General features: G+C 33.0%; 25 protein-coding genes. 7 read left to right on the forward strand and 18 right to left on the reverse strand.

Annotation, left to right across the window (positions count from 1 at the left end; all coding sequences use genetic code 11):
• Window positions 1–284: 284 nt before the first annotated feature.
• Window positions 285–632, forward strand: coding sequence for a helix-turn-helix domain-containing protein (locus tag P7V56_RS10925; protein WP_171221848.1), 348 nt, complete (start codon window positions 285–287; stop codon window positions 630–632).
• Complete coding sequence (locus tag P7V56_RS10930) at window positions 632–1,924, forward strand: type II toxin-antitoxin system HipA family toxin (protein WP_171221849.1); 1,293 nt, start codon at window positions 632–634, stop codon at window positions 1,922–1,924. Before P7V56_RS10925 ends, P7V56_RS10930 begins: the two co-directional genes overlap by 1 nt.
• A gap of 12 nt (window positions 1,925–1,936) precedes the next feature.
• Here P7V56_RS10930 and P7V56_RS10935 read toward each other — a convergent pair whose 3' ends face one another.
• From P7V56_RS10935 to P7V56_RS11005, 15 genes are all read right to left on the reverse strand, one after another.
• The gene (locus P7V56_RS10935; RefSeq protein ID WP_171221850.1) at window positions 1,937–2,149 is read right to left on the reverse strand and encodes a hypothetical protein; all 213 of its coding nucleotides are present in this window, start codon (window positions 2,147–2,149) and stop codon (window positions 1,937–1,939) included.
• Window positions 2,150–2,183: 34 nt separating this feature from the next.
• Entirely contained in the window at window positions 2,184–2,588 is a 405-nt protein-coding gene (locus P7V56_RS10940; protein ID WP_205959340.1) for a hypothetical protein, read from the reverse strand.
• A gap of 10 nt (window positions 2,589–2,598) precedes the next feature.
• Complete coding sequence (locus P7V56_RS10945) at window positions 2,599–3,402, reverse strand: endonuclease/exonuclease/phosphatase family protein (RefSeq protein WP_171221851.1); 804 nt, start codon at window positions 3,400–3,402, stop codon at window positions 2,599–2,601.
• Window positions 3,403–3,438: 36 nt separating this feature from the next.
• Window positions 3,439–4,470, reverse strand: coding sequence for a hypothetical protein (locus tag P7V56_RS10950; RefSeq protein ID WP_171221852.1), 1,032 nt, complete (start codon window positions 4,468–4,470; stop codon window positions 3,439–3,441).
• 2 nt (window positions 4,471–4,472) lie between these two features.
• The gene (locus P7V56_RS10955) at window positions 4,473–6,761 is read right to left on the reverse strand and encodes an AAA family ATPase (protein ID WP_171221853.1); all 2,289 of its coding nucleotides are present in this window, start codon (window positions 6,759–6,761) and stop codon (window positions 4,473–4,475) included.
• A gap of 227 nt (window positions 6,762–6,988) precedes the next feature.
• A complete protein-coding gene (locus P7V56_RS10960; RefSeq protein WP_171221854.1) occupies window positions 6,989–7,237 on the reverse strand; it encodes a WYL domain-containing protein in 249 nt (82 codons plus the stop codon).
• A 10-nt stretch (window positions 7,238–7,247) separates the two neighbouring features.
• A complete protein-coding gene (locus P7V56_RS10965; protein WP_171221855.1) occupies window positions 7,248–7,817 on the reverse strand; it encodes a 3'-5' exonuclease in 570 nt (189 codons plus the stop codon).
• Between the two features lie 4 nt (window positions 7,818–7,821).
• Window positions 7,822–8,376, reverse strand: a complete 555-nt coding sequence (locus P7V56_RS10970) for a hypothetical protein (RefSeq protein ID WP_171221856.1) — start codon at window positions 8,374–8,376, stop codon at window positions 7,822–7,824.
• 98 nt (window positions 8,377–8,474) lie between these two features.
• Window positions 8,475–8,777, reverse strand: a complete 303-nt coding sequence (locus tag P7V56_RS10975; protein WP_171221857.1) for an HNH endonuclease signature motif containing protein — start codon at window positions 8,775–8,777, stop codon at window positions 8,475–8,477.
• 117 nt (window positions 8,778–8,894) lie between these two features.
• Window positions 8,895–9,275 (reverse strand): hypothetical protein, encoded by a 381-nt coding sequence (locus tag P7V56_RS10980; RefSeq protein WP_171221858.1) that lies wholly within the window; start codon window positions 9,273–9,275, stop codon window positions 8,895–8,897.
• A gap of 2 nt (window positions 9,276–9,277) precedes the next feature.
• On the reverse strand, window positions 9,278–9,628 hold the full coding sequence (locus P7V56_RS10985; protein WP_171221859.1) for a hypothetical protein: 351 nt from the start codon (window positions 9,626–9,628) through the stop codon (window positions 9,278–9,280).
• Window positions 9,629–9,728: 100 nt separating this feature from the next.
• The gene (locus P7V56_RS10990; RefSeq protein ID WP_171221860.1) at window positions 9,729–10,529 is read right to left on the reverse strand and encodes a hypothetical protein; all 801 of its coding nucleotides are present in this window, start codon (window positions 10,527–10,529) and stop codon (window positions 9,729–9,731) included.
• Between the two features lie 97 nt (window positions 10,530–10,626).
• Window positions 10,627–11,295, reverse strand: coding sequence for a response regulator (locus P7V56_RS10995; protein ID WP_171221861.1), 669 nt, complete (start codon window positions 11,293–11,295; stop codon window positions 10,627–10,629).
• Between the two features lie 2 nt (window positions 11,296–11,297).
• Window positions 11,298–12,944, reverse strand: coding sequence for a tetratricopeptide repeat-containing sensor histidine kinase (locus P7V56_RS11000; protein WP_171221862.1), 1,647 nt, complete (start codon window positions 12,942–12,944; stop codon window positions 11,298–11,300).
• A gap of 51 nt (window positions 12,945–12,995) precedes the next feature.
• Window positions 12,996–13,160 carry a hypothetical protein gene (locus P7V56_RS11005; RefSeq protein WP_171221863.1) on the reverse strand — a complete coding sequence of 55 codons (165 nt, stop codon included), beginning with the start codon at window positions 13,158–13,160 and terminating at the stop codon, window positions 12,996–12,998.
• A gap of 335 nt (window positions 13,161–13,495) precedes the next feature.
• Here P7V56_RS11005 and P7V56_RS11010 point away from each other — a divergent pair, with 335 nt between their 5' ends.
• Window positions 13,496–14,326 (forward strand): hypothetical protein, encoded by an 831-nt coding sequence (locus P7V56_RS11010; protein WP_171221864.1) that lies wholly within the window; start codon window positions 13,496–13,498, stop codon window positions 14,324–14,326.
• Between the two features lie 1,210 nt (window positions 14,327–15,536).
• Here the strand turns inward: P7V56_RS11010 and P7V56_RS11015 are convergent.
• From P7V56_RS11015 to P7V56_RS11025, 3 genes are all read right to left on the reverse strand, one after another.
• A complete protein-coding gene (locus P7V56_RS11015; protein WP_171221865.1) occupies window positions 15,537–16,106 on the reverse strand; it encodes a helix-turn-helix domain-containing protein in 570 nt (189 codons plus the stop codon).
• 72 nt (window positions 16,107–16,178) lie between these two features.
• Complete coding sequence (locus tag P7V56_RS11020; protein WP_171221866.1) at window positions 16,179–16,595, reverse strand: hypothetical protein; 417 nt, start codon at window positions 16,593–16,595, stop codon at window positions 16,179–16,181.
• A 110-nt stretch (window positions 16,596–16,705) separates the two neighbouring features.
• Complete coding sequence (locus tag P7V56_RS11025) at window positions 16,706–17,278, reverse strand: helix-turn-helix domain-containing protein (RefSeq protein WP_171221867.1); 573 nt, start codon at window positions 17,276–17,278, stop codon at window positions 16,706–16,708.
• 514 nt (window positions 17,279–17,792) lie between these two features.
• Here P7V56_RS11025 and P7V56_RS11030 point away from each other — a divergent pair.
• Genes P7V56_RS11030 through P7V56_RS11045 form a run of 4 tightly spaced genes read left to right on the forward strand, consistent with a single transcriptional unit; the run spans window position 17,793 to window position 25,159 of the window.
• Window positions 17,793–21,446, forward strand: a complete 3,654-nt coding sequence (locus P7V56_RS11030; RefSeq protein WP_171221868.1) for a DUF7149 domain-containing protein — start codon at window positions 17,793–17,795, stop codon at window positions 21,444–21,446.
• 2 nt (window positions 21,447–21,448) lie between these two features.
• The gene (locus P7V56_RS11035; protein ID WP_171221869.1) at window positions 21,449–22,624 is read left to right on the forward strand and encodes an ABC-three component system protein; all 1,176 of its coding nucleotides are present in this window, start codon (window positions 21,449–21,451) and stop codon (window positions 22,622–22,624) included.
• Window positions 22,617–23,120 (forward strand): three component ABC system middle component, encoded by a 504-nt coding sequence (locus tag P7V56_RS11040; protein ID WP_171221870.1) that lies wholly within the window; start codon window positions 22,617–22,619, stop codon window positions 23,118–23,120. Before P7V56_RS11035 ends, P7V56_RS11040 begins: the two co-directional genes overlap by 8 nt.
• On the forward strand, window positions 23,117–25,159 hold the full coding sequence (locus P7V56_RS11045; protein ID WP_171221871.1) for a DUF3732 domain-containing protein: 2,043 nt from the start codon (window positions 23,117–23,119) through the stop codon (window positions 25,157–25,159). The genes P7V56_RS11040 and P7V56_RS11045 overlap by 4 nt, the downstream gene beginning before the upstream one ends.
• Window positions 25,160–25,165: the final 6 nt, after the last annotated feature.

The following is a 25,165-nucleotide window of genomic DNA, read 5'->3' on the forward strand; positions in this document are numbered from 1 at the left end:
TTCGGGTACTTGTAGCCCACCGGGCTTCCTCCTCTTAATATCAAATCTGAAGCCCGATGGCGCAGATTTATAATCCGTGCTCAACTCGATGTTTACAATTAAAACCTCATACTAAATTGATATTACTTTTCACCGCAAAAATGCGGTAATTATGAAGCGTAATCACCGCATTAATGACCGTGATAAACCATTCAACAATAATAAATGATAAAAAACTTCATATTTGTATTTTTTTTCATATTTTTGTTGGAAATAATCAGCATTAAGTGCAAATAAAGACTTTTATGATGGATTTTTCAAGCAATAATTGGTTAGCAATGAGTGATGCCGCTTTAGTAGAAACTATTGGGGCTTTTGTAAAACATCATCGTTTGTTACAAAATAAAACCCAACAGCAACTGGCAACAGAAGCAGGCATCAACCGTTCAACCATAACCCAAATCGAAAAAGGAGAGAAAATAACACTGCAATCCCTACTGCAAGTCCTCAGAGTCTTAAATCTACTCTACATCATGGACGTGTTTAAAGTGCAAGAACAAGTTAGTCCATTGCAGTTGGCCAAATTGGAACAAAACAAAAGACAAAGGGCTAGAGGCAAAAATAATTCTAACGACAATAAATCCGACTGGTAATGATTACAACCGCCTTTATAAATCTTTGGAATGAACGGGTGGGCGCTGTAGCATGGGATGCCAACACCCAAACGGCCAACTTCGAATATGATCCAAAATTCATAGCAAACAATTGGGAAGTGGCTCCTTTAAAAATGCCATTAAACCAAGCAAGCCGAATTTTTTCCTTCCCTGATTTAGTTAGAAATGCAACCTTCAAAGGATTACCGGGATTACTCGCCGATGTAATGCCCGACAAATATGGGAATCAATTAATAAATGCATGGTTAGCACAAAATGGCCGTCCGGAAAACAGTTTAAATCCGGTGGAGTTATTGTGTTTTATTGGTACGCGTGGGATGGGTGCTTTAGAGTTTGAACCGGTAAACTTCAAATCCAATCAAACTGCCTTCACTATCGAAATGGACAACTTGGTCAAAATAACACAAGAAGTGGTCAACAACCGGAATGATTTTGAAACCAACCTGAACAACGATGAACAAAAAGCGTTAATGGACATCCTGAAAATTGGAACTTCTGCCGGTGGTGCTCGGCCAAAAGCCATTATTGCCTACAATGAAAAAACGGGAGTAATCAAATCAGGGCAAGCAAAAGCACCCAAAGGATTCAACCATTGGTTAATCAAATTAGATGGTGTAAGCGATAGTCAATTTGGCGCTTCAACAGGATATGGTCGCGTAGAAATGGCCTATTATCTTATGGCCAAAGCCTGCAAAATTGAAATGACAGCCTGCCGATTGTTAGAAGAAAATGGTAGAGCACACTTCATGACACAACGTTTTGACCGTGAAGACGGCGATATAAAACACCACATTCAAACCTTTTGTGCCATGCAACACTTTGACTTCAACAATGTAAATAGCTACAGCTACGAACAACTGTTCCAAACCATGCGACTGTTGCGACTTCCCTATCCTCAAGCCGAACAAATGTTCCGCAGAATGGTCTTTAATGTTATGGCACGCAACTGCGATGACCATACCAAAAATTTTGCTTTTCGTATGAAAAAAGACCAAGCTTGGGAATTAGCTCCAGCCTATGACATTTGCCACGCCTACAGACCGGGTAGCGAATGGGTAAGTCAACATGCCTTGAGCATTAACGGGAAAAGAAGTAATATTATGAAAGAGGATATGTTGACTGTGGCTAAATCAATGAATATTAAAAAAGCGTCTGATATCATTCAGCAAACCAGTGATGTTATAAAAAATTGGGCTTCTTTTGCAGAAGAAACCAAAGTGACCCCTAAACTGAGAGAAGCTATTGGAGCTACTTTGATAACTTTAGATTAGAAAAGAACATTACTAATCTTCCCAACCACATAAATCTAATCCTCTTTCTTTGGCTTCTTTAAGAGTCACTTTGATGACTTCATGCTTGCAAGCACTCAATCCTCGGCAGAATTCCTTTAAATGGTATTTCTTGGCTCCTTTACTGTTACAGATGTATACATTATCAGCAATACCATTAAATGAAGTTAAGGTTACGAAAACCAAAAGTAAGACTGCTTTTTTCATTGGACGACTTTTAAAGTTTTATAAAGATAAGAATTTAATCAACAGTGAGTTCGTATTCGTTTCCGTCTGGGTCTGTTGCTTTTAATTCGCCATAATCAACCCATTCAACATCCACGTCAATTTCTTCGCCATCGGTATTGGTAATGGTTCCGGTACCATATTTATCTTCCATACTTACATTACCGGTAACTTCGTCTCCATTTGCATCATAGCCTGAAACGTCATAATTATAACCGTAATCACCACTAGTTCCGGTTCTGTATTCGTATTTGTAACTACTGTCTACATGAACCGTTTTTAATTCTTCATCGGTAAATTCTTCTGAGTTAGCGGGTACAAAGCCTTGTCTTTGTTCCTGCTCTTTTTGTTTACAACTAAAAAGCGTAAACAAGACAATGATTATAATGACTCGAGTTAAGTTGTGTATTGTTTTTATCATGTCAAATGGTTTACTTAATTTCTAACTCCAGTGACAAAGGAATGTGGTCTGAAACGGCTTTGGCTTTGGCAAAATCATTAAAATCTTTATAGAAATGAATGGCTTTGGGGTTCTTTACCGCTATTTTAGTGCTATTGTACCAGAGGTTATCAAATTCATTGGAAAGACAATTATTATTTTCACAGCTCTTTTTTAGTGATGTCTTTTGGTTTTCAAAAGCAGGTTTGTATCCCATCTTTTTTAATGGATTGAAAACAGTGTGTGATTGTGGGCAATTAAAATCACCTACAAAAACAATATTTAAATTGGGGTATTGCAAAGGAAGGTTTTTGAAATGTTTAATCTCAGTTTCGGGTTGTTTGCTTTTGGTTATAGCATGGAAATTAGCTAAGGTGAATTGTCTTTTATTGTATTCAAACGTGGCATAATAGGGTTCACGGTCAATTAACAAACTGAATTTTTCCTCCAACCAAGGTTTATTAACCAATCTAACTTTAGCCGTTTTCCAAAGAAAAGCATAACGCTCTGTTTTGTAGGCTGAGCTACTCGTTGGGTCACTAATAGCATAATCCCATTTGGCGCCTTTACGGTTGAGTTCGTCAGCTAGTTTGGCAACCGCTTGAGCACCGCCGTAGCCGGCAACTACTTCTTGCAAGGCGACTATATCAAAATCTTTAACTGTGTTGGCGATATAGGTAATGGTGCTGTCTGACTTAGAGCTGCCGAGGTTTTCAACGTTCCAAGTTAGGATTTTGACTTGGGCGTTTGCAAAAATCCCGAGTATAAGGTGAAGAAATAGTAATTTGATTTTCATAGCTTGTAATCAAAAGATTTTTTCTCATTTACAAATCTACAATCCATCAATATCTTTCTCAATTAATTTGTATTTATCTTTAATATCATCACCCATGTAAAAATCCAATAAGTCCTTTTTTGTCAAAGTGCCTTGAATTAAAAACCGTTTTAAATACTCTTGATTAAATTCCATCAGCAACATCGATTTTTCCAGTTGCTTTAATATTTCTTTATTGTTTTCGATATTAGCATGGACCAATGTTCTAACAGAGAGTATTTGATTGATATCCTTTATGATACGGTTTACTATCATTGCCAAAACATCTTTTTCTATTTCGACATTTTTTGCATTAAGGGCAATGTCCCTAGCCAACATGTAGGCAATTGCGAGATTGGAGTAGTCGCCTTTCTGAGAATTGATAATAGCTACAAAACCTATTTCAGGTATATAACCGACGTTGTCAAAATTTTTGAGAATAGAATTGTCAACCAATGAAATGTCGAAAACAATCATGCTGACTTTTGCGTCTCTATTTGCTTGTGCTTCTATCAACTGACTCCAAGCGGTATCTGTTTTACGGGTAAAAATTTCTTTATTTTCAATCTCACCGAAACGGATGCTTTTATCAAATTTACATTCTATGGCTATCTTTAAATCTGAGGAACCATTTACTTCACAAATGATATCACCTGTTTTGTTCCTTGACAAATTACCCGCTGCATTTCCAGTTAAAAAAGCCCGATCTTTTAATCGCTTTTCCGTGAAATAGTTATTCAAGTACTCTGCAATATCATCTTCAGCCAGTGCTCCTTTAATTGTTGACTTATAGAACAATTCCTTTTTCATCTCGAAAATCATTTTGAGACTTTCCAATTCTGTACCCAGTTCGTTATTGGTTTTAGCAAGGAAGGCTGAAATTCGGTCTTCCATTAATGCTAAAACACCAATATAAATAGCACGCAGAAGTTTGTCATCTCTTTCATTTGATGGTAAATTGTCAAAATAGTTGAAGACGATTTGGTTTTCGATTTCGAATTCCTGTATTTCGAGACGTTTTAGTTGTTGGTTGAGTTTTATTGTTGACATAATTATAATGTTGCTTGTAACGCTTTATAGTGTGTTTTATCCTTTTTGAGTTGCTTAATGAGTTCCTTACAAGATTGACTTATATCAGCTAGTAATTCGCTATGTTGACCAATTCTGTCAATATTGTTAAAGTGACTGAAATAGTGGAAAGGTTTACAAATTCTTTTAGAAATTTCAGTATTCCATATTTCAGTAGCTCTATCATCTACTTCTTCAGTACTAGGATATTTTGCAAGAGTATAAATTTCTAAAAATCTTCTTAAAACATTTGGCATAATAAGAACGTTCTCCGAAGTAGATTCAGCACTGAACTCAGTAATTAACTTAAAAAGATAATGATATTCTGATTTAAAATCATCATAAACTTTTGGAAGATTTACAATTCCTGATTCATTTAATTTTCTAGAAATAAAATATCTTGATTCATCACGTTTATATCTATAACCTTTTTGAGTTGGCATTTCCTTTAAAAGATTAAAGAATTCATAGTTATGAGTCGATATAAATAGTTGTTTGCATTTCTGAATCCACATTTTTTGATTAACATTATTAGGGTCATCTACTTTCTTATATAAAAAGTCTTTCAATAATGCATTTATTTGAAAAATATGATTTCCATCTAAACTTGAAATAGGATCATCAATAAATAAAATTGTGTCTTTTAGTTCATTTTTTAATTCAAGACTTTTAAGGGTAACTAAATAATGTGAAAATGAAATTGCCATTTTTTCACCTTCACTTAAATGTTTTGCTATTTCATCACCTCTATATAGATTGTATTTTTGTACACTTTCGTTATATTTAATTCTAATATCTTCTTTCCCTAAAAAACTTTGAATGAAATAATCGAATTGTAAACTGCCTTCTTCTGCACTATTCCTCAGGGCCTTTAATCTTTCAATTTCCTTTTGATTAGTATCTATTTTAGCATTTAGTTTTTCAATTTCTTTTAATGACTTCTCATATTTTAGTTGTTTCGATAGATATTGATTTTCTTTTAAAAACCGTCCAACTAGATGATTAATATATTTGTTTCTTTCAGATTGAATCAGATCGTCGAATTCTCTAGAAAATTTGTTATTCTGATTTAATATTTCGTTAATATTTTCTGCTGCTTTTTGGATGGAAGCAATATCATAATTGTTTAAAGGATGAACTTTCTCGTAAATTTTATTTTCAATTTTTTGGCTTAGTAGATTCTCTGCCTTTACTAATTCTTTAATATATTTTGTAATCTCTTTATCTATAACTTTTTTTGATTTTGCATATTGTTCTTGATATCCATCATTAATTTCTTGAATACTTTTGGGAAAATTTATATTCTTCAAACTTTCTTTTTCTACCTTAATTCTTTCTAGTATTAGCTGAGAGGAATTTCTTAGTTTAGCAGCTTGATTTTGATAATATCTATTAAGAATATCAATTCTATTTTTAGAAATGATATTATCACAGAACAAACATTTTTCATCTTCCTTGTTTATTTCTAATCCTTTTTTAACCCATTGAAAAGCATCTGAACTATTATCTAATATTTGCAAAACGTCTTGTTTACTAGGTTCTGAAATTAACATTTTGTTTACTTCATCAATTAGATAGTTTATTTGAAAATCAAAAACAACTGTATCAATTTCAGGTTTTGGTTTCTCAATTTTCACAATTTTATTTAGCCTTTCAATTTCATCCTTTTTTAAATTGAAGCTGCTTATATTTTGTGCAACGAGTGACAACTGTTTTTTGAAATGCCCTTTGTTAAACTCAATTAGACTTGAGAACACCTCATTTTTAATTCTTCTTGATTCATTTGTAAATAGATTGTCTTCAAAAATTTCAAAAGCATTAATATCATTATTAAATTTTTCCCGTTCTCCTTTTACTTCATCACTTCCATTTATTTTTAAAATTTCCCGTTCTAACACATTAATTTTTTCTGAAATTTTTGCTTTTTCACCAACTTCAAAGAAAATGGCATTTATATTATTGTCAAGTTCCCATTTTAAGTTTTCTTTTATGTAGTCAGAATTGAAAACCAATAGTTTAAAAGGAAATGTCTCTAAATTACTTTTATTAAAAGAATTTGTGTCAGTTATAATTTTAAAATCACCTGAAGAATAACTATCAAATATTTTTTTGTTTTGAAGTGAGCTAAAGATCCTTGATAGTGTAGTCTTTCCAGAATAGTTCCAACCATAGAATAAGTTTTTTTGGCTAAAATCTACCAAACCAGAAATTGAGTTCCAATTGAAATTTTTGTAAATGCCAAAATTTGAAATATTTTCAATCCTTTTAATCATAATTGTATTTTACAAAATTGTTAATTTATTAATTTAAGCCAGATCCATTTCTTGCTAAAAATTTCATCTTTTCGACATGATAGCTTACAGCTTTTCCAAAATTTTAGATATATATCTTAGAAGAAAATGAGAATTTGACTTTAATAAAATCATTTCCTATTTCATAACCGTACACTCCAGAATTTCCACTTGAATTTCTATATCTTTCCATTAAAAATTACTAATTATTAAAATTCAACTTCCCACCTCGGTTTAAAACTATTTTCAGTAATCTGTACATCATTTATTGAATCAAATAAAAATCCTCTGATTCCATTCTTCTTAATGTCAAAACCATAAAAAAAATAAACTCCATTTTTCTCTCTAAAACTGTATGGTTCAACTTCTCTCCAGCCTTCATTAGAACCATCTTTTTCTGTATAATCTATTAATATAGTTTTTAAGTTCCGACCTGCTTCGATAATTATATTTTTCATTACCTTGTTATTAAATTATACCTTGCCTTCTTAACTCCCAAAAACATTTTGCAGTAGCGTTAATATCTACAGCAGCATTATGTGCTTCATCAAAATCAAAGTTAAACAATTTATAATGTAACTCTGATAATTTTGGCCATTTGTAGCCATAGTAGCCCTCTATTTTACAAAAGTTTGTAGTGCTTTGCATAGTGCAAATTTTCTTTTTTGCGGGTATGCTATTATTCATACCGGATCGTAAGAATTCTGAACCCATAATTTTTTCATCAAAACTCATATTATGAGCCACTAATGTTTCTGAATTATTTATAAGAGAATGAAAATGATTTAAAACACTTTGTAAATCAACACCTTCATTCAGCGCTTTTTCATGAGTAATTCCATGAATATCAGAGGATTCTTTTGGTATCATAAATCCATTAGGTTTAATGATAAAATCTCCTTCTGAAATTTTATTACCATTATTGTCGTATTGTAAAAAAGCTAACTGAACCAATCTAGGCCAATTGTTTAAATCTGTTACAGGTGCTTTCCAATCTCTGGGCAAACCTGTTGTTTCTGTGTCAAAGAATAAATACATATTGTTATTTTTTAAGTTCTTCCATTTTGTTTTTTGCTTCTTCAAATGAGGCTTCAATAGTTTCTACTTTATCAATAAACAAAGTATTATCTGAACCATATTTTTCTAATTGGATATACCAAGTTACTTTTCCTTTACTAATTAAATACCCAACTTTAAAGCCATCTACAGTGGTAAACTTGTTTTCTAAATAATCAGGATTAGCAGTAATATCTTTTTCAACCTCATTTTTTAAAGAACTTAAGGCTTTTATGACCTCTAATAAATCTGAGTATTCAATTGATGCTGTTGAATTACTATACTGTCCGGATTTTACAATTTGAAAAAAATAAGTTGAAGAAGTTCCAGAGCTAATTTTTCTAATTCTCGCCTCAGAAGATGCATAAGAAGTTTTAATTCTGTTAAGATTATAGTCGGTAAACTTTATAATCGTTCCAGTTTTAGAAGCAAACACATCCATTTTTGTTTTTTCCTTTTCGATTTCTTTTTTCACATCCTGAGCGTATGAACTTATTGACGTGAGTAATGCAATCAATAGAATGGTTATGATTTTTTTCATTTTTTTGTGTATTAAAAGTTAGTATTAAATTCTTTAGCACTTGCCACCGGAACAGCCGTATGCATAACTATCCCGGCACAAATGCATCCACAATTATATTATCGGGGACACGACCAAATAAGGCTGTCTCCTTTTTCGGCATTATTTTTCCAGTTGAGGACTTGAAGATTATTTAAATCATCATTGCCTCCCATAGCTACCGGGTAAATATGGTCAATCTCCCAACCATACATAGAGTCTCTATCGCCATGGTCTGTATATCGAATGGCAAAGCCACAAAGGTCTCTTCGCCATAATTCGGGCGGATAATTGGGAATGGTTGTGGCCTTGTTCCATATTAATTGCTTGGTTTCCTCTGACCAAGGTGCGCCATTACGGTCTGTACTGTGTTTTCTGTTCATATTAACCTTGATTTATGACTTCAATATGGATTAAGCGTTTTTAACCATTGGATGTTGTACAAACCTAAATCCAATAAAAATGTATTCTTTACGGAAATCCGTAAACACAAAAAAACATTATGGTCCTTCCTCTATTATTTCAACTACATTCCCATTCAAATCAACTTTTGCTTTTACAAAATTCTTAACTACGCCTCCAAATGCATTTTTCCCTCTATATGTAGTCAAGACAATTAAATGATCATCCATATCCCAATATTTAGTTTCTGCATGCTCGTAACTATCGGGATCATTCATTGCCTCTTTAATCATTTTAGTAAGTCCAGGATGTGAACCATCCCACGCGCTAAACTGTTTCTCTAATTCAATCTGTCTTTCGGTCTTGGGAGTTCCGTCCGAGTTGAAACTATCTTGCTTATCATCTTCGCTTCCAAAAGCCATTACTAAAAATGCAACGAAAATTAGGGCAGAACCTAAATGCTGTATTCTTTTTTTCATTCTTAATTTAATTTTAGTGTTATTGTTTTTTTATAAAAAATAAATGGCAAGCCTACCCCCAGTAAATACATAGCTAAATCGAGCTTGTCAAAGGTTCCCGGTATTATCTCTATTATCTGTAATACTTCTGAAAGTAGAGCAATAAAAGGGATAATAAATATCCAAACTATGTTTTCTTTGCTTATATTATTTTCCCAGACCAATAGTATTAAACTCATATAAGAAAACATCCAAAGACCATCGGGCAAAGCAAAGAGTATCCATTCCGGAATTATCATTTTAACCGGAGCTAGTGTTTGTCTTATCTCTTGTAACTGTTTTGAAAAACCGATGTAATCAATCCATTGAAACATTTTTAAATCGGTGGTCCTAAAAAATATATAGATAAAACTACCAAGACAAAGCATCAGTAAATGTCCTATCAGCAATTGTCTTATTTTCATCAATCGAAAACTAATATTTCCAAGTGTCAGCTTGGGTTTTAGTGTAAGTAACATAGAATTTAGCAGGAGAACTATCTTTAAAAACGCTTGTTTCACCGCCATTTTTTTGATTACAAAAAGCATTCTTCTCTAGTTTAACAGCATCTTTTGACGCTATATTAGTAATCTGTGAAACATAAAAATCGTTTTTAACCTTGTTGACTTTATCGCCTAACTTATAGGTGATACTGTTGTAGAAACGAATTGGGGTTGATTGTTCTGAAAATGTTTTGGTACTTGTTTGTTTTGAAGATGGAAAACGAAGTAAGTCACAATCTCTGATAACTGTTTGATTGATATTGAATTCGGATATGGTTTTTGAAGTTTTTGGAGGAACAGCTATTGACTTCACTTCTATTACCTCTACTCCACTTGTACTGTTGGTAGCCAAAGTAGTTGAGTTATAACCGGACAAAGCCAACCAACCCAATTGTGAGAAGCCAGTTGTTTTGGTTGTTTTAGAAGCTGTATTGCTCGAGTTTATGAAGATTCTGTTTTGGTAATAATCGTAGGCTTTGTCGTTGATTACATAAAAACTTTCGTCAAGTTGTAAGTATATCACTTCACTGGTTTTGTTGTGAAAATTGAAGCCAGCATTTCCACTTTCAGACCAAAGATTATAGCTTATTTTGCAATTGTTATCTTCAAATACGATTGCATTTCCTGAAGCTTTTACCGTTTCTGATTTAGTTTCATAAATCTGATAATAAGTTGTAACTACGTTACACGATGCCAAAAGGCACAGCAATAATAGGGAAGTAATTTTTTTCATGTCGTTGATTATTTGAATTAATAATCAAACTTATGGCTAATAAAAAAGTATTCCTTACGGATTTCCGTAAAGAGCATAATAAATCAAGAAATGGTAATTACGCTATTCCTAAGTCTTTAGCAATAGCAATAAGATGAACCGTATTGTTGGCTCTGAAGTGGTCTTTGAGTTTGCTCAATCTTTTTTCAATAGTACTTTTACTATTGGGGGTGATGCCTAACTCTTTGAATCGGTTTTCCAATTCGTCTTGGGTGATCCCTATGGATAGTTGCTTGATCAATTCCACATCAAAATCATCAATTTCTCTGGTGGATTTGTCTCTTAGAACGTGGGCCAAATGGGGTGACAAATAAATCTCATCACTTTTTGAGACTTGCAAAATAGCCGCTTTTAATTGGTCGATACTGTGGCGTCCTTTGTGGACATATGCATTCACTTTGCTTTGTTCCAATAACGATTTTATTTTGAAGCCTTTGTCTTCTATAGAATAAACAATAATCTTGATTTCGGGTTGGAGCACACGGATTTGCTCAATAGCCACATCGCCCGATTGGATTCGAACTTCTCGGTGATCGGGTTCAAAGGATAAATCCGAAATAAAAAGGTCATAGGGTTCGCCGCTGTTGAGCCCTTTTTTTATCTTGAGTAGCGCATCGTCACAATATTTAACATGGTCAATATGCTCGATTTGCAAATCGGTTAAGGTTTGCATTACGGCTATATTAATACTGTCAATATCTTCGGCAACTAATACTCTTTTAAACATAATCACTTGGGTATTTGGATAATAACTCTGAATCCTTTATTGATTTCATGGTCAAAAATAATGGTTCCCTTTACTGCATGAATACGGTTTTCCGCATTTTGCAATCCTTTTTTGTTGATTTCTGCCGTGGCCAATCCTTTTCCGTTGTCGGTATATTTTATTGCAATGTTCTTAGGCTCATTCGAAAAAACCAATACTACCAAATCAGCATTGCTGTGTTTTTTCATATTAACCAACAACTCTTGAATAACTCTGTATACCGCATTTTTAGACTCCCGATTGATTTTACCCCAATCAATTGCCGAGCTGTTTTTTGTAATAATATTGACTTCTTCACTGTTGAATCCGGTAATTAAATCGAGTAAAACAGCTCCAAATCTTTCATCGGTAGGAATCTCACTGTTAGTTTGCGAAATATCCCTTGCCTTGCCATAAATAGCGTCTAAATTTTCTATCAACAACTCTTTTTTCTCCGGGTTTTGCAAATCCTGGGTTTCGGCAAAAGTCATGGTTTGAAAGACATCATTCGCCAATTCGTCGTGAATTTTTTTGGCAATCCTATTTTCGGTTTCATGTACAGAAGCCAATACTCTTTTTTTGTTTCGTTTTCGGATGAAGTAAATAAGGCCCATAAATGCCAACACTACAAACATAGCAATCACAATAGACCACTCTTTCTGGGTTTTATATTTTTCTTTCTCCTCTAATGCCTTTTGGGAATCGTATTTAATTTTGGCAAACTGATTTTTAGCGGTTTGCCTCACTTTGGTCAAACTGTCCGACAGCTCAATTTGCTGTAATGCCAATGCCTTAACTTTACCGGGTTCGCTGGTTGAAATCATAAACTTTAGCGCTTCGAGCTTATCATCGGGACTTTGTACCGTTTGTGCGGCATCATATGCTCTTTGGGCAAAATCAAACGCGAGTGCTGTATTGCTTTTTTGATAATATTCCGCCATGTGCATTAGAGACGAAGTCAACTCGAGGGCATTGTTTAAACTATCCCTAATGGTTAAAGATTGGTTTAACAAATCCTTAGCTTTGGGATTATTTGTTTTAAAATAAGCATATCCCAAATTGTCGAGTACTTTGGCATAAACCAACTTTTCGTTTACAAGAGAATCGTTTTGAGAGATGGGCGTTAGAATGTTGATGGCTGTTTTAAAATCTTTTTTGTCAAGATAAACAAGAGAAATATTATTCTTTACAATACACTTATTGACTTCATTCAAAGTGTCATTGTAACATTTGTTGAAATATTTAATGGCCTCATCGTAGTTGTATAACTCTTGGTACACTATCCCCAAAGTATTGTATACATAAGGTAGATACTTTGGACTATCACAGTTTTCATAGGCTGCTGTAGCAGTAGTCTCGGCACCGGAGAAATCACAAAAAAACCTTTGTAATTCTGCCATCTGATACAAAGCATAGGCCTTTTGTTCTTTACTGGTAGCGACGCCATTGGCTTTTTCAAAATAGTAGAAAGCACTGTCGTATTTTTGGGCATTTGATTGAAGAAAAGCCTTTTCGACCAATTGACTATAGCTTTCCTTCTCCTCATTAGGCACTACAGTATTACCACCATCGCAAGACAGCATCAGCATACCAAATAAAAAAATCGGGAAAATTAACCTTTTGAGTATCATTTCCCGAAATTATTCAATTTAATTCAGACCGTTATAATTTCTGCTGAAAAATTACGGTTTTGGTGGAGGCGGTGGTAATAATCCTCCGGATTGCCCTCCCGTATCATCCGCTGTGGTAGTTAGTTCAGGTGCGGTTTCAGCAACTGAGTCTGTTGTACACGAAGTCATTCCCAATGATGACACGATAAAAAACGAAAATAAAAGTATTTTTTTCATAATCTTGTTTGTTAAAAATTTGACATAGGAGTGGCTGTTCGGGTGCTGCCCGAAGCCTTGGCAAAGGCAAATGCCATTGCGGAATCATTGTATTTGAAATACCGTTTTGGGAAGTGAAGTGCGCTGCTACAGAACCGTCATTTTATACTTCCCGAATAAAAATTCGGCACTGTATAGCGTCACTTTGTTTGAACTAGTTTTGTACATTTGTTCTTATCGCGAAACAGAACAAGAACTAATTCTGAAGCAAAGGAATGGGGTTTTTGTTGCAGTGTTTATAGGGAATTCCGGTATTTCCGATGTTTCCGTGTAATTCCGAAAATTCAATTTCTTTTATGAAAAAAAATACTTTTAAATCTTATAAAGAAGCTATTTTAGAGCGATACTCTCTGGCTCAACTCGAAGATCTTTCAGGGATTTTAGCGACGCCGACACCGGCTCAGTTAAGGGATTTTTGTAGTATGAAATGTGATAAGGATTTGACTAAGGCGGATGAAGAATTGATGAAAGCGTTTTTTGAAACAAAGCCTGATGAAAGTTTAAAGCACTCCATATCTCGTTGTAATATTGATAAGTTCAAACCCATAATTTCTTTCTTGAAAAGAGAAAAAGATACCGAAAACCAAATCCGGGTTGGACTTGCTGCGATCATTATTGATTTTAACCCAAGACCCTATGCCAAATATCTGGGAATGGCTAAAGATGGAAAAGTAAGCCGTACCCCATTACCAACAAACCAAGTATTTACTGAAAAGGAAAATAAACCCACGACAACATTATACAAAAGAGTATTGTACCTGATTCTTGGTTTTATATCCTTGTTATCAATTGGATATGTTCTAAAAAGTTTTATTGCCCCTGAAAAACAATGCATGCAATGGCAAAAAGATCATTATGAAGTAATGGAATGTGATAGCAAAGTGAATAGCTTGTATGCCACAAACAGCATCAAACCTATAGATGAAAAGCTTTTAGACTTTAAAAAGATTGAAGTCAACAACAAAACACTCTTTTTTGAGAAAGGAAAAGCCATTGTTTGGTATTGCAAAATAAGTGATACTGAAATTGACTATTTCAACGGCAGTGGAGACGGGTACCATCCTGTATTAAATAAATCGTTACGTCCTATTACTAAGTACATCATTGATAAATATGTACCAAAGTAAATTACAGTTGTTGAGGGAAGCCATTTGTGCTAACAAGGCTTCTCGATAGTATTTTTAAACTCAAAAGCTAGCGCTTTTAACTTTAAAAATCACTCGAAGTGACGGTTTTGAGGTTTTTAAACTTATCTTGTTTTAAGCAGTTATCGTCAGTTCGAGTGTTGCGAAGCAATGTATCGAGAACCGTTGTGCGAGCGAGGCTTCTCGATAGTATTTTTAAACTCAAAAGCTGGCGCTTTTAACTTTAAAAATCACTCGAAGTGACGGTCTTGAGGTTTTTAAACTTATCTTGTTTTAAGCAGTTATCGTCAGTTCGAGTGTTGCGAAGCAATGTATCGAGAACCGTTGTGCGAGCGAGGCTTCTCGATAGTATTTTTAAACTCAAAAGCTAAGCGCTTTTAATTTTTAAAATCACTCGAAGTGACGGTTTTGATGTCTTTACGCTTATGGTGTGTTTTGCACTTATCGTCAGTTCGAGTGTTGCGAAGCAATGTATCGAGAACCGTTGTGCGAGCGAGGCTTCTCGATAGTATTTTTAAACTCAAAAGCTAAGCGCTTTTAACTTTAAAAATCACTCGAAGTGACGGTCTTGAGGTTTTTAAACTTATCTTGTCTTAAGCAGTTATCGTCAGTTCGAGTGTTGCGAAGCAATGTATCGAGAACCGTTGTGCGAGCGAGGCTTCTCGATAGTATTTTTAAACTCAAAAGCTAGCGCTTTTAATTTTTAAAATCACTCGAAGTGACGGTTTTGAGGTTTTTAAACTTATCTTGCTTTAAGCAGTTATCGTCAGTTCGAGTGTTGCGAAGCAATGTATCGAGAACCGTTGTGCGAGCGAGGCTTCTCGATAGTATTTTTAAACTCAAAAGCTAAGCACTTTTAACTTTAAAAATCACTCGAAGTGACGGTCTTGAGGTTTTTAAACTTATCTTGTCTTAAGCAGTTATCGTCAGTTCGAGTGTTGCGAAGCAATGTATCGAGAACCGTTGTGCGAGCGAGGCTTCTCGATAGTATTTTTAAACTCAAAAGCTAGCGCTTTTAATTTTTAAAATCACTCGAAGTGACGGTTTTGAGGTTTTTAAACTTATCTTGCTTTAAGCAGTTATCGTCAGTTCGAGTGTTGCGAAGCAATGTATCGAGAACCGAGAACACAAAAAAAGGCCGCCCTCTCGGACAACCCTTTTCAATCTAAACCCATTTTTATATATCCCTTTTTCACTTCCCTGCCCCTGCCGCATCAACGTCAGGATTACTTTCCAAGTACTCAATGCTCGATTCTAACATGCGCCACTGTGCCTCTAGCTTTCCCTTTTCGAAATTCAGAACGTTTAATTTAGTCTTGTAGATCATAACTTCCGTTTGAGGAAAATCGGAGGGCTTTTTCAAGTAATCCTCTAACCTTTGGTAACTAGAGAAAAGATGGTCTTTTTTATCTTTTGCAAACAGCCAAAGCATACTCTTTTTAGCCAACTCCTCTTTGTACTTGAGTTCCACTTTTGTCAAGTGGTCTGAAATCTGGTCGCGTTGCTTTTTATTTTCTTTAAGCAGCTGTTCTACTGCTTTACGCTGTGTCATACAGTCGGACATGGTGTTTAAATCAACCCTGTAGGATATGGCCAACTTCATATAGCTGTAAATGAGGTCTAATTCGTTATACAATTCCTTGGGTACTACTGCGGTTTCATTTTCATATTGCGATAGGCGCTTACAACTGATATTCAGAATATCGGCTAACTCCTTTTGGCTAATTCCCAGTGTTTTTCTTATGTTTAGGGATTGGTTCATAATAGTATAATTTAGGATGGATACTTTTTTACATAAAAAAAAGCGCCCCCCGCGGGGGGGCGCTCCTCTAACTTAAGCCGCTAAGGCAAGTACTCTGGCTTCTACTGCCGCCACAAAGGCGTCAACTTCAAGAATTTGCTGGTCTATACGACCCAATTCTGATTCTTTCTGCAGCAACGCTACAGTGCCGTAATTCTCTTTACGGTTTTCTAAGACAAACTTTTTGTACTCGAGTCTGACTTTCTTGTCTAACGCTTCTTCCTTAGTAGGCCCTTCGGGTAAAACCGAAATGATGGTGTCGTTAGCGGCAATCTCCGCAATCACTCCCTGGATTTCGGCATCCAGTCCTACCGAGGTCTCGGCATATTTCTGAGCCACACGCTCAATAGTAATCTTCTTGTAATTCAAGTCGGCTTTTTCTCTGGCCGCCCAGGCTAATAACGAGTTACAATCGGCAACTAACGTTAAATTTGAAATTGAATAATTCATGATTTAAAAATTTAATGATTAATAATGCAAAACCCATTGACGAACACTGTGCCGAAAATTATATTTTAAGAATTATTTATCATTATTTTAACATAAAAACTATCAATTTATTAATCTTTTAAATTTTGTAATGCATTATTCTCATTAGCCTTAGCACCAATTTGGTATTGTTTTCTTTCCAAAAGCATTTTTTGGTAAACCAATAAATCAACCTGCAATTCCAAAGCTAACACATCGTCCTTACTCAGTTTTTTAAAAGAAGCTTCCACCCTATTCTCCAACATCTGTAGCACCTCGGGGGAGACTTCGGGCAGCTCTGCAGCGCGTTCCCGCAGGAAATACAGGAGCTTCACAGCATTTTCATTATTAGCATAAGCAGCCTGGGCCTTAATCAGTTTTCGGCTCAACCGCTCGTATTGGTACTCGTTTTCTTTAATCAGTTTTTGAAGCTTTGTCGCCTGCTTTAGCTCCTGCTCTTCCAGCGCTGCGGGCAGGGCAGCCTTGGCTTCGGGCGATTGGCTGTACCGCAACATAGCGCCCAATAGTATGGTTGAAGATTGTGGGATTATAGTGTGACCCAACTCAAAACGAGACACGGTATTGCGGTGAAGCTGTAAAATCTGGGCCATTTCCTCTTGGGAAAACCCCAGCAAGCCCTTAATTTCCTGAGATTTTCTCCTCATAGATCTTTGGTTAGTACCCTAATTATCAAGCCATAAAAGGGAAGTGCATGTTTATTAAAACGGAAAAGTATGCACTTTTATTGTGTGCATGCTTTTCAAAACGAAAAAGTATGCACCTGACTCGTGTGCATGTTTTTCAAAAGTGAAAAGTATGCACTTTTATCGTGTGCATGTTTTTCAAAACGGAAAAGTATGCACCTGACTCGTGTGCATGTTTTTCAAAAGTGAAAAGTATGCACTTTTATCGTGTGCATGTTTTTCAAAACGGAAAAGTATGCACAATGAGATGCGGGTTGAAAGTTCGAGTTGTGAATAGCCCCATGATTATTTACTCGTAATACGGAAAACCGTAAAAACCAAACAAGCTACCTAAGTATATTTACCTTCCAACATCCCCAAAACAAGCTACTCGTAAGAATTTTATTTTAGAATACTTGTTGATAATCCCCATTAATGGGGATTGTTTATGTGTGGGAAATTTGGTATGTTTGGAAGACTCAAGAAAATAAAACAAATGTTAATAGAACCAAGAAAAGCACTTAATAAGGCCTTTTTAAAAATAAAGCCCAATAGAACTGGGATTGAGTTGTTTAAACAAAACTTAATTCTTCTTTTAGACAGCATCAAAGAAAAAGAATCGGAAGAGTTTCATAAGAACTTAATTTCTGATTTTTTAAAGAATACCTATTATTCGCCTAATCATTTCATCAATACTAAAGGAAGAAATGACCTAGTAATTCATACCGGCAAAGAAGCCAAAACCAATGTTGGGGTTATTATAGAAGCCAAAAGCCCTTCGAATAAAGCAGAAATGCTTTCTCAAAAAAACATCAACAGTAAAGCATTGCAAGAAATGGTTTTGTATTTCTTGCGCGAGCGCATTACCCATAAAAACCTTGAAGTAAAAAATGTTGTCGCTACCAATGTAAACGAATGGTACATTTTTGATGCTCAATTATTCGATAAACTTTTTGCTCAGAATAAAGGTTTAGTCAAACAATTTCAAGATTTTGAAGAAGGTAAACTTTCGGGGACCAATACCGACTTTTTCTATAAAGAAATTGCCAAACCTTTCATTGATACCGTACTGGATAAATTGGAATATACTTATTTTGATTTAGCAACTTACGATAAAATTTTACGCAATGCCGACAAAACCGATGATACTAAACTGATTGTATTATACAAACTATTGTCACCCGAGCATTTATTAAAATTATCGTTTGCCAATGACAGCAACTCCTTAGACAAAAACTTTTACAACGAGTTACTGCATTTGATTGGTTTAACCGAAACCAAAGAAGGTGGTAAAAAACTCATTGAACGCTCTAAAGCAGGACAAAGGAATGCCGGTTCATTATTGGAAAATGTGATTAACCAATTGGATAGTTTGGATAAATTATCGCGTTTACCCAATGTAAAACAATATGGCGACACCCACGAAGAACGCTTGTTTACGATTGGTTTAGAATTGTGCATTACGTGGGTAAATCGTATTCTGTTTTTAAAGTTGTTAGAAGCTCAGTTGATTAGTTACCACAAAGGCGACAAAAGTTATGCGTTTCTGCACAAAGGCTTGCTGCACGATTATGACAATTTGAATGCCTTGTTCTTTATGGTGTTAGCCAAGAAACCCGAAGAACGCAACGACCGAGTTAAAACGGTGTTTGCTAAAGTACCTTATTTGAATAGTTCGTTGTTTGAGCCTACCGAGTTAGAGCACCAAACCTTATTTATTTCCGGTTTAGAAGACGACATCCCTTTACAATTATTAGGCGGAACAGTTATAAAGGATGTCAACGGTAAAAAATTAACCGGCACGCATAAAGCCATTGATTATTTCTTTGACTTTTTAGACGCTTACGATTTTGCCAGCGAAGGCAGTGAGGAAATACAAGAAGACAACAAAACCTTAATTAACGCCTCGGTACTAGGATTAATTTTTGAAAAGATTAATGGCTATAAGGACGGTTCGTTTTATACCCCTAGTTTCATTACCATGTATATGTGTAAAGAAACTATACGCCGTGCGGTGGTCCAAAAGTTTAATGAAACTAAAGGTTGGAATTGTGAAGACTTTTTAGAATTACAAAACAAAGACTTTACCTTAAATGAAGCCAACACCATTATCAATAGCGTAAAAATATGCGACCCAGCAGTGGGTTCCGGGCACTTCTTGGTTTCTGCCTTGAATGAAATGATTGCGATTAAGCACGACTTAAAAGTGTTGGTTGACCGCGAAGGCAAACGTCTAAAAGAATACCAAGTAGACATTGTAAACGATGAGTTAATTGTCACCGATGAAGACGGTCTACCCTTTACTTACAACCCAAAAAACAAAGAAAGCCAACGCTTGCAAGAAACCTTGTTTCATGAAAAGCAAACCATTATAGAAAATTGTTTGTTTGGGGTAGATATTAACCCAAACTCTGTTAAAATATGCCGTTTGCGTTTGTGGATTGAGTTGTTGAAAAATGCTTACTACCGCAACGAAACCGAATTAGAAACCTTACCGAATATTGACATCAACATTAAATGCGGGAACTCGTTAATCTCGCGCTTTACTTTGGATGCCGATTTAAAAAAGGCACTAAAACAAAGCAAATGGAATATTGAAAGTTACAAACTGGCCGTAGCAACCTACCGCAATGCGGAAAGTAAAGAGCAAAAACGCACTATGGAGGAATTGATTGCCGACATTAAAGGCAATTTTAGAAGCGAAATAGCCAGTAACGACCCTAAAAAATTAAAACTGGAAAAACTGAAAGGACAACTCTTTAACCAAACCCAACAAGTGGGTATGTTTGAGCTATCTAAAAAAGAGCAAACCGAATGGAACAAGCGCACCAACACCTTAGCGGCTGATGTTAAAAAATTAGAAACCGAGCTCGAAGAAATAAAAAGCAATAAGATATATGAAAATGCCTTTGAATGGCGCTTTGAGTTTCCTGAAGTATTAAACGATACAGGAGATTTTGTAGGGTTTGATGTGGTGATTGGGAATCCGCCTTATGGTCTTTTCAATAAAAAACAAAACCAAAAAATCTCATTAGAAACTGATGAACTTTCAATAAAATATCTAAAAGAGAATTTTCCACAAGCGAGTGGTGGAATTATAAATGCTGCAAAAATATTTTATGCATTAGGATTTTCTATAAGTTCAGAATCTGGTTTCCAATGTATGATTATACCCTATGGTATTTTAACTGACACTACTTCTGTCAATTTAAGAAAATATATTTTTGAGAAAAATTCTTTGTTAAAAGTTGATGCGTTTCCTGAGAGAGACAATAGTAGTAGAAGAGTTTTTGAAGATGTAAAAATGTCCACAGCTATAATTTTAACTACTAAAATTGATAACGTAAACAAATTTGACATAGGTATTTCTTACGAAAGAAGCATACAGAAGAATCGGTCAAAATTTACTGTAAGTGACTTAAAAGAATTGAATTCAGAACTATTACAAATACCTTTAACTGACTCAAAATCATTTGCTTTACTTTCAAAAATTTATAAAAATGAAGATTTGGTTAAGCTGGGTAAACTATCATCTTGTTTAACAGGTGAAATTGATATGACTTTTGGTAAACCAGCATTAACAAAGGACAACTCAAAACCAATTTTGATTAAAGGTGTTCAATTAGACAGATTTATTTTAAAAACTGAAAATCATGAGATATCTCAAGGTGAAATTGAGTACATAAATTTAGATGTTTTAAAAACTATAGTTTCAGAAAAAAAACTTAATGATTCTTATACCAAAAGAATTGCTCTACAAGGATTAACAGGTGTTAATGAAAGAAGAAGAATAAAAGCTGTTATTGTAAATGAAAATTCATTTCTCGCTAATTCTTGTAACTATATACTAAAGCCAAAAGACTATAGTTTAGAATTATTGGTAGCATTATTAAATTCTAAATTATATAATTTTTTATTCAAGACTAGAAGTACTAGCAGTAATGTTAATGGATATGAAATAGATAACCTTCCCTTTCTTTTAAACAATAATTATGAAAACATCTTAACTCAACTTGTTAATAATATAATGTCTCATAAATTAGACAACCCTGAAGCCGATACCTCAGCTTTAGAGCGTGAAATTGATTTTATGGTTTATGAGTTGTATGGGTTGAGTGAGGAGGAGATTCTTATTGTTGAAAATAGTTAAATATGGGAAAAAAAGTTAAATTTTCATCACCAGCTCCAACAGGAGCAATAATATCTCAATTCTATTTAGCACTTGAGAAATGTTTTGATATGGATAAAAATGAAAGTATTTATATTGAAAAGGATGGTGATGTTAGTTTAATAAATAGAATTGATAAAGAAAATGGAATACAAACAGAACTAAAAGAGTATTCAGAAAAAGATAATCTTACCGATTCACATTTAAACTTTTGGAATACATTAAATAATTGGTTGTCATCAAATTTTGATTCCAAAAAATACAAATTTTTAATTTTAGCCACTACTCAAGAAATTGGAAACAATTCATATCTTCAAAAATGGAATACTTCAAGTAAAAATGAAAGATTAGAAATATTAAATAATATATTGACAGATGCAGAAAATAGATACAAAAAAGCTTTTACAAAAGATGATAAAGCTGGTATCCCAGAATCATTAAAATTAATGAGATTAGTTTTTTCTAATGATGATAAATTACTTGATATAATCGATAAAGTATATATAGATAGTTCAGTTCTTAAAAGAAATGAGTTAATAGTTAAATTAAAAAATGTTAAATTAAAATCTTTTGATGAAGAAAATAGAGAAAGTGTTTTAAATTCTTTATTGGGATATATTATACAAAGTGAGGAATATAATAAAGGTTGGGAGATTAGTTATGATAATTTCTCACAAGAACTAATTGATTTAAATAATAAATATAAGATTAATTCAGTGTTGTTTCCATATGATAAAGAGTTAACAATAATTCCAGAAAGTAAAAAAAAGGAATTTGTTGAATATGATTTTATTAAAAAAATTAAGGAAATTAATTATGAATCTGTTATTCCAAGAAGCTTAAACCATTATTGGTTTACATTTAATACTATTAATAATGAATTTAAAACAAGAACACAACGAGTTGAATCACTTCTGCAATTTCAAGACGAATTAATAGATGAATACTCTAGTGTTTATGATCGTATGTCAAGAAATTGTAATGATTTAGAAATTGAAAGTAAATCTCAAGATTTCTTTGATATTATAATGGAAAAAGAGATAATTAATATAGATATTTTTAATAATACACCTCTTATATTTAAAAAAGGTATGTATCATATTTTAGCAGATGAAAAAGATGAAATTATATGGAAATTAAAAAATAAATCAAATGAGTAAAGCGATTCAAAATTTAAATATTTTATATAATAATCCTTTCATATTAACACCTATAATAATAACGTTTTATGAAAAATATGAAGGAAAACAAGGTAAAGATATGTTTCTCGCATATTTAATACTACCATTAGTCTTATATGAATATAGCAAGATAGTTTTAAAAAATAAAAAGAAAGAATTGCGAACATTTATAAATTTTGTTCAAAAAGAAGATATAAAAAATAATAAAACTGAAATTAGAAAAAGTGATAAATTGTATGGTTTGCCTGGGAGAGTTGAAGATTTTAAAGAGTTAACAAATCTATGTTTGCAATATGCTTTTGATACAGGCTCTTTAAGATTGAATAAAGATTTATCAATAACATTTATTAAAAATGATTTTAAAGTTGATAAAACATTAATTGAAAACTTTAAGGCTTCACAAAATTTAGCATTAATATTTAAAAATGAGAAAATCACTCATGTTTATATGAGATTAGGTATAAAAAAAATATGAAAGCATTTATAAAATATATAGGAGTAATAACTTATGATGAAAAAATTCATCACATTAATTTTAAAGAAGGTGTAAATGTTATTACAGGACGCTCATCTACGGGTAAAAGTGCGATTTTAGAAGTTTTCGATTATTGTTTTGGAAGTTCAGAATTTATAATTCCAGATGGTGTAATAACTAATAATACTGTATTTTATTTTGTCGTATTAAAGTTAAAAGAAATTTATTTAATATTAGGTAGAAGCAAGAACAAAAAAGATTGTTTTTTGGCTTCAACATCTGATAATTCATTTATTGAAAACATAAGTAATTTTAATATTGAATATTTTCATTCGTTAGATAAATATACTTTAAAAGATTTTAGAAAAGAATTAAATAAATATTTTAAAATTGACATTGATGATACTGATGAAGATTTAGAGGATAGAAAATTTAGAAATAATAATGCAAAAAAAGCTGCTCCATCCTACAGAAATTTCACTTCTTTCATGCTTCAACATCAGAATTTAATTGCTAATAAACATGCTCTTTTTTACAGATTTGATGAAAAAGAAAAAAAAGAACAAGTAATTGAACAATTTAAAATTTTTTTAAGTTTTGTTGATTCTGAGTACTTCCCATTAAAACAAAGATTAGCTGAATTAAATAGAGAATTAAAGCAATTAGAATTTATAAAAGAAAGTACTAAAAAGTACATTAACGAGAACAAAGAAAAATTAAAATTTTTGTTAGAGGAATTTGAACTTATTACAAATAAAAGACTTTTTAAAAAAAATATTGACTCAATTCTACATAGACCAAATGAAAGTTTAGAATATTTAGACAATTTTATTTCTAGTAAAGAAAATATTATAAGTAATGATTTTTCAAATCAGAATATAAAGAAGAAAAATGATTTACAGACTAGTTATAATAAGATTGTTTCAGATATTAGAAAAATTCAAAATATCATTAGTGAAATAGATGTTTCAATTATTTATGCAAAAGATTTCGTCGAACAAAAATCAAATATATCTCATGCTAATGAATCTAGTTTAAGTAATTGTGAATGTATTTTTTGTGGAAATAAAAACATTAAGTTAATAGATAAACAAAACAAACTAAAAGAAGCTATAGAATGGTTTAATAGCGAAATGGATAAATCGCAATATACTATTGAATCTTTTGTTAGTAATAAAAAAGAATACGAAGTAAAACTGAAAAAATTAATGGTTGAAGCTAATTTGATTAAAAATGAACTAAACGTATTAGATAAAGTTATTACTTCACTTGAAAAAAATAAAAGCATAGAATATCAAGCTACCAAAGTAGTTATCCAAATAGAAGCTTTCCTAGAAACAATTAAGACAAATAGTTTGACAGAAATTGAAACTAAAATTAATAATTTAGAAAATTCAATTTCAATTATTGAGCAAAACTTGAAAACTGATTATAATGTTGATAATAAATTAAATTTAGCAGAGCGTCAAATTAATCAACAAATGATTAGAATTGGTAAAGAGTTAGAATTTGAAGAAATATATAAAGATAATTTAAATTTAAAATTTGATTCAAAGACATTTGAATTGTATCAACAGACTTTAATTAAAGGGTATCCTGATAAAAAGGTTTATTTAAGGTCTATGGGTAGTGGTGCTAATTGGCTTTCAAGCCATGTGGCACTTTTTACTAGTTTATTATATTATTCGTGTAGTTTAAAGGATAAATCTTTAATTCCTACAATATTGTTTTTAGACCAGCCTAGTCAAGTTTATTTTCCAACTGAAATTGATAATGACGAAGTTTTTGATGGAAAAAAGTTAAAAAAAATATCAAATGAAGAAACTAAATACGATGATGACATAAATGCAGTCACAAATCTTTTTGATAAATTGGTTGAATTTTGTAATTACACTTTATTAGAAACAGGAATTGAACCTCAAATAATCATAACCGATCACGCAGATAAATTAAAATTAATAAATGCAGATTTTGACAAGGATTTAGTAAGAGCTAGGTGGAGAGATAAAAAGGATGGATTTATAAAACTTAATAATTAGGGTTTT

It is taken from the genome of Flavobacterium sp. IMCC34852 (genome assembly GCF_030643905.1).
Lineage (GTDB): Bacteria > Bacteroidota > Bacteroidia > Flavobacteriales > Flavobacteriaceae > Flavobacterium > Flavobacterium rivulicola.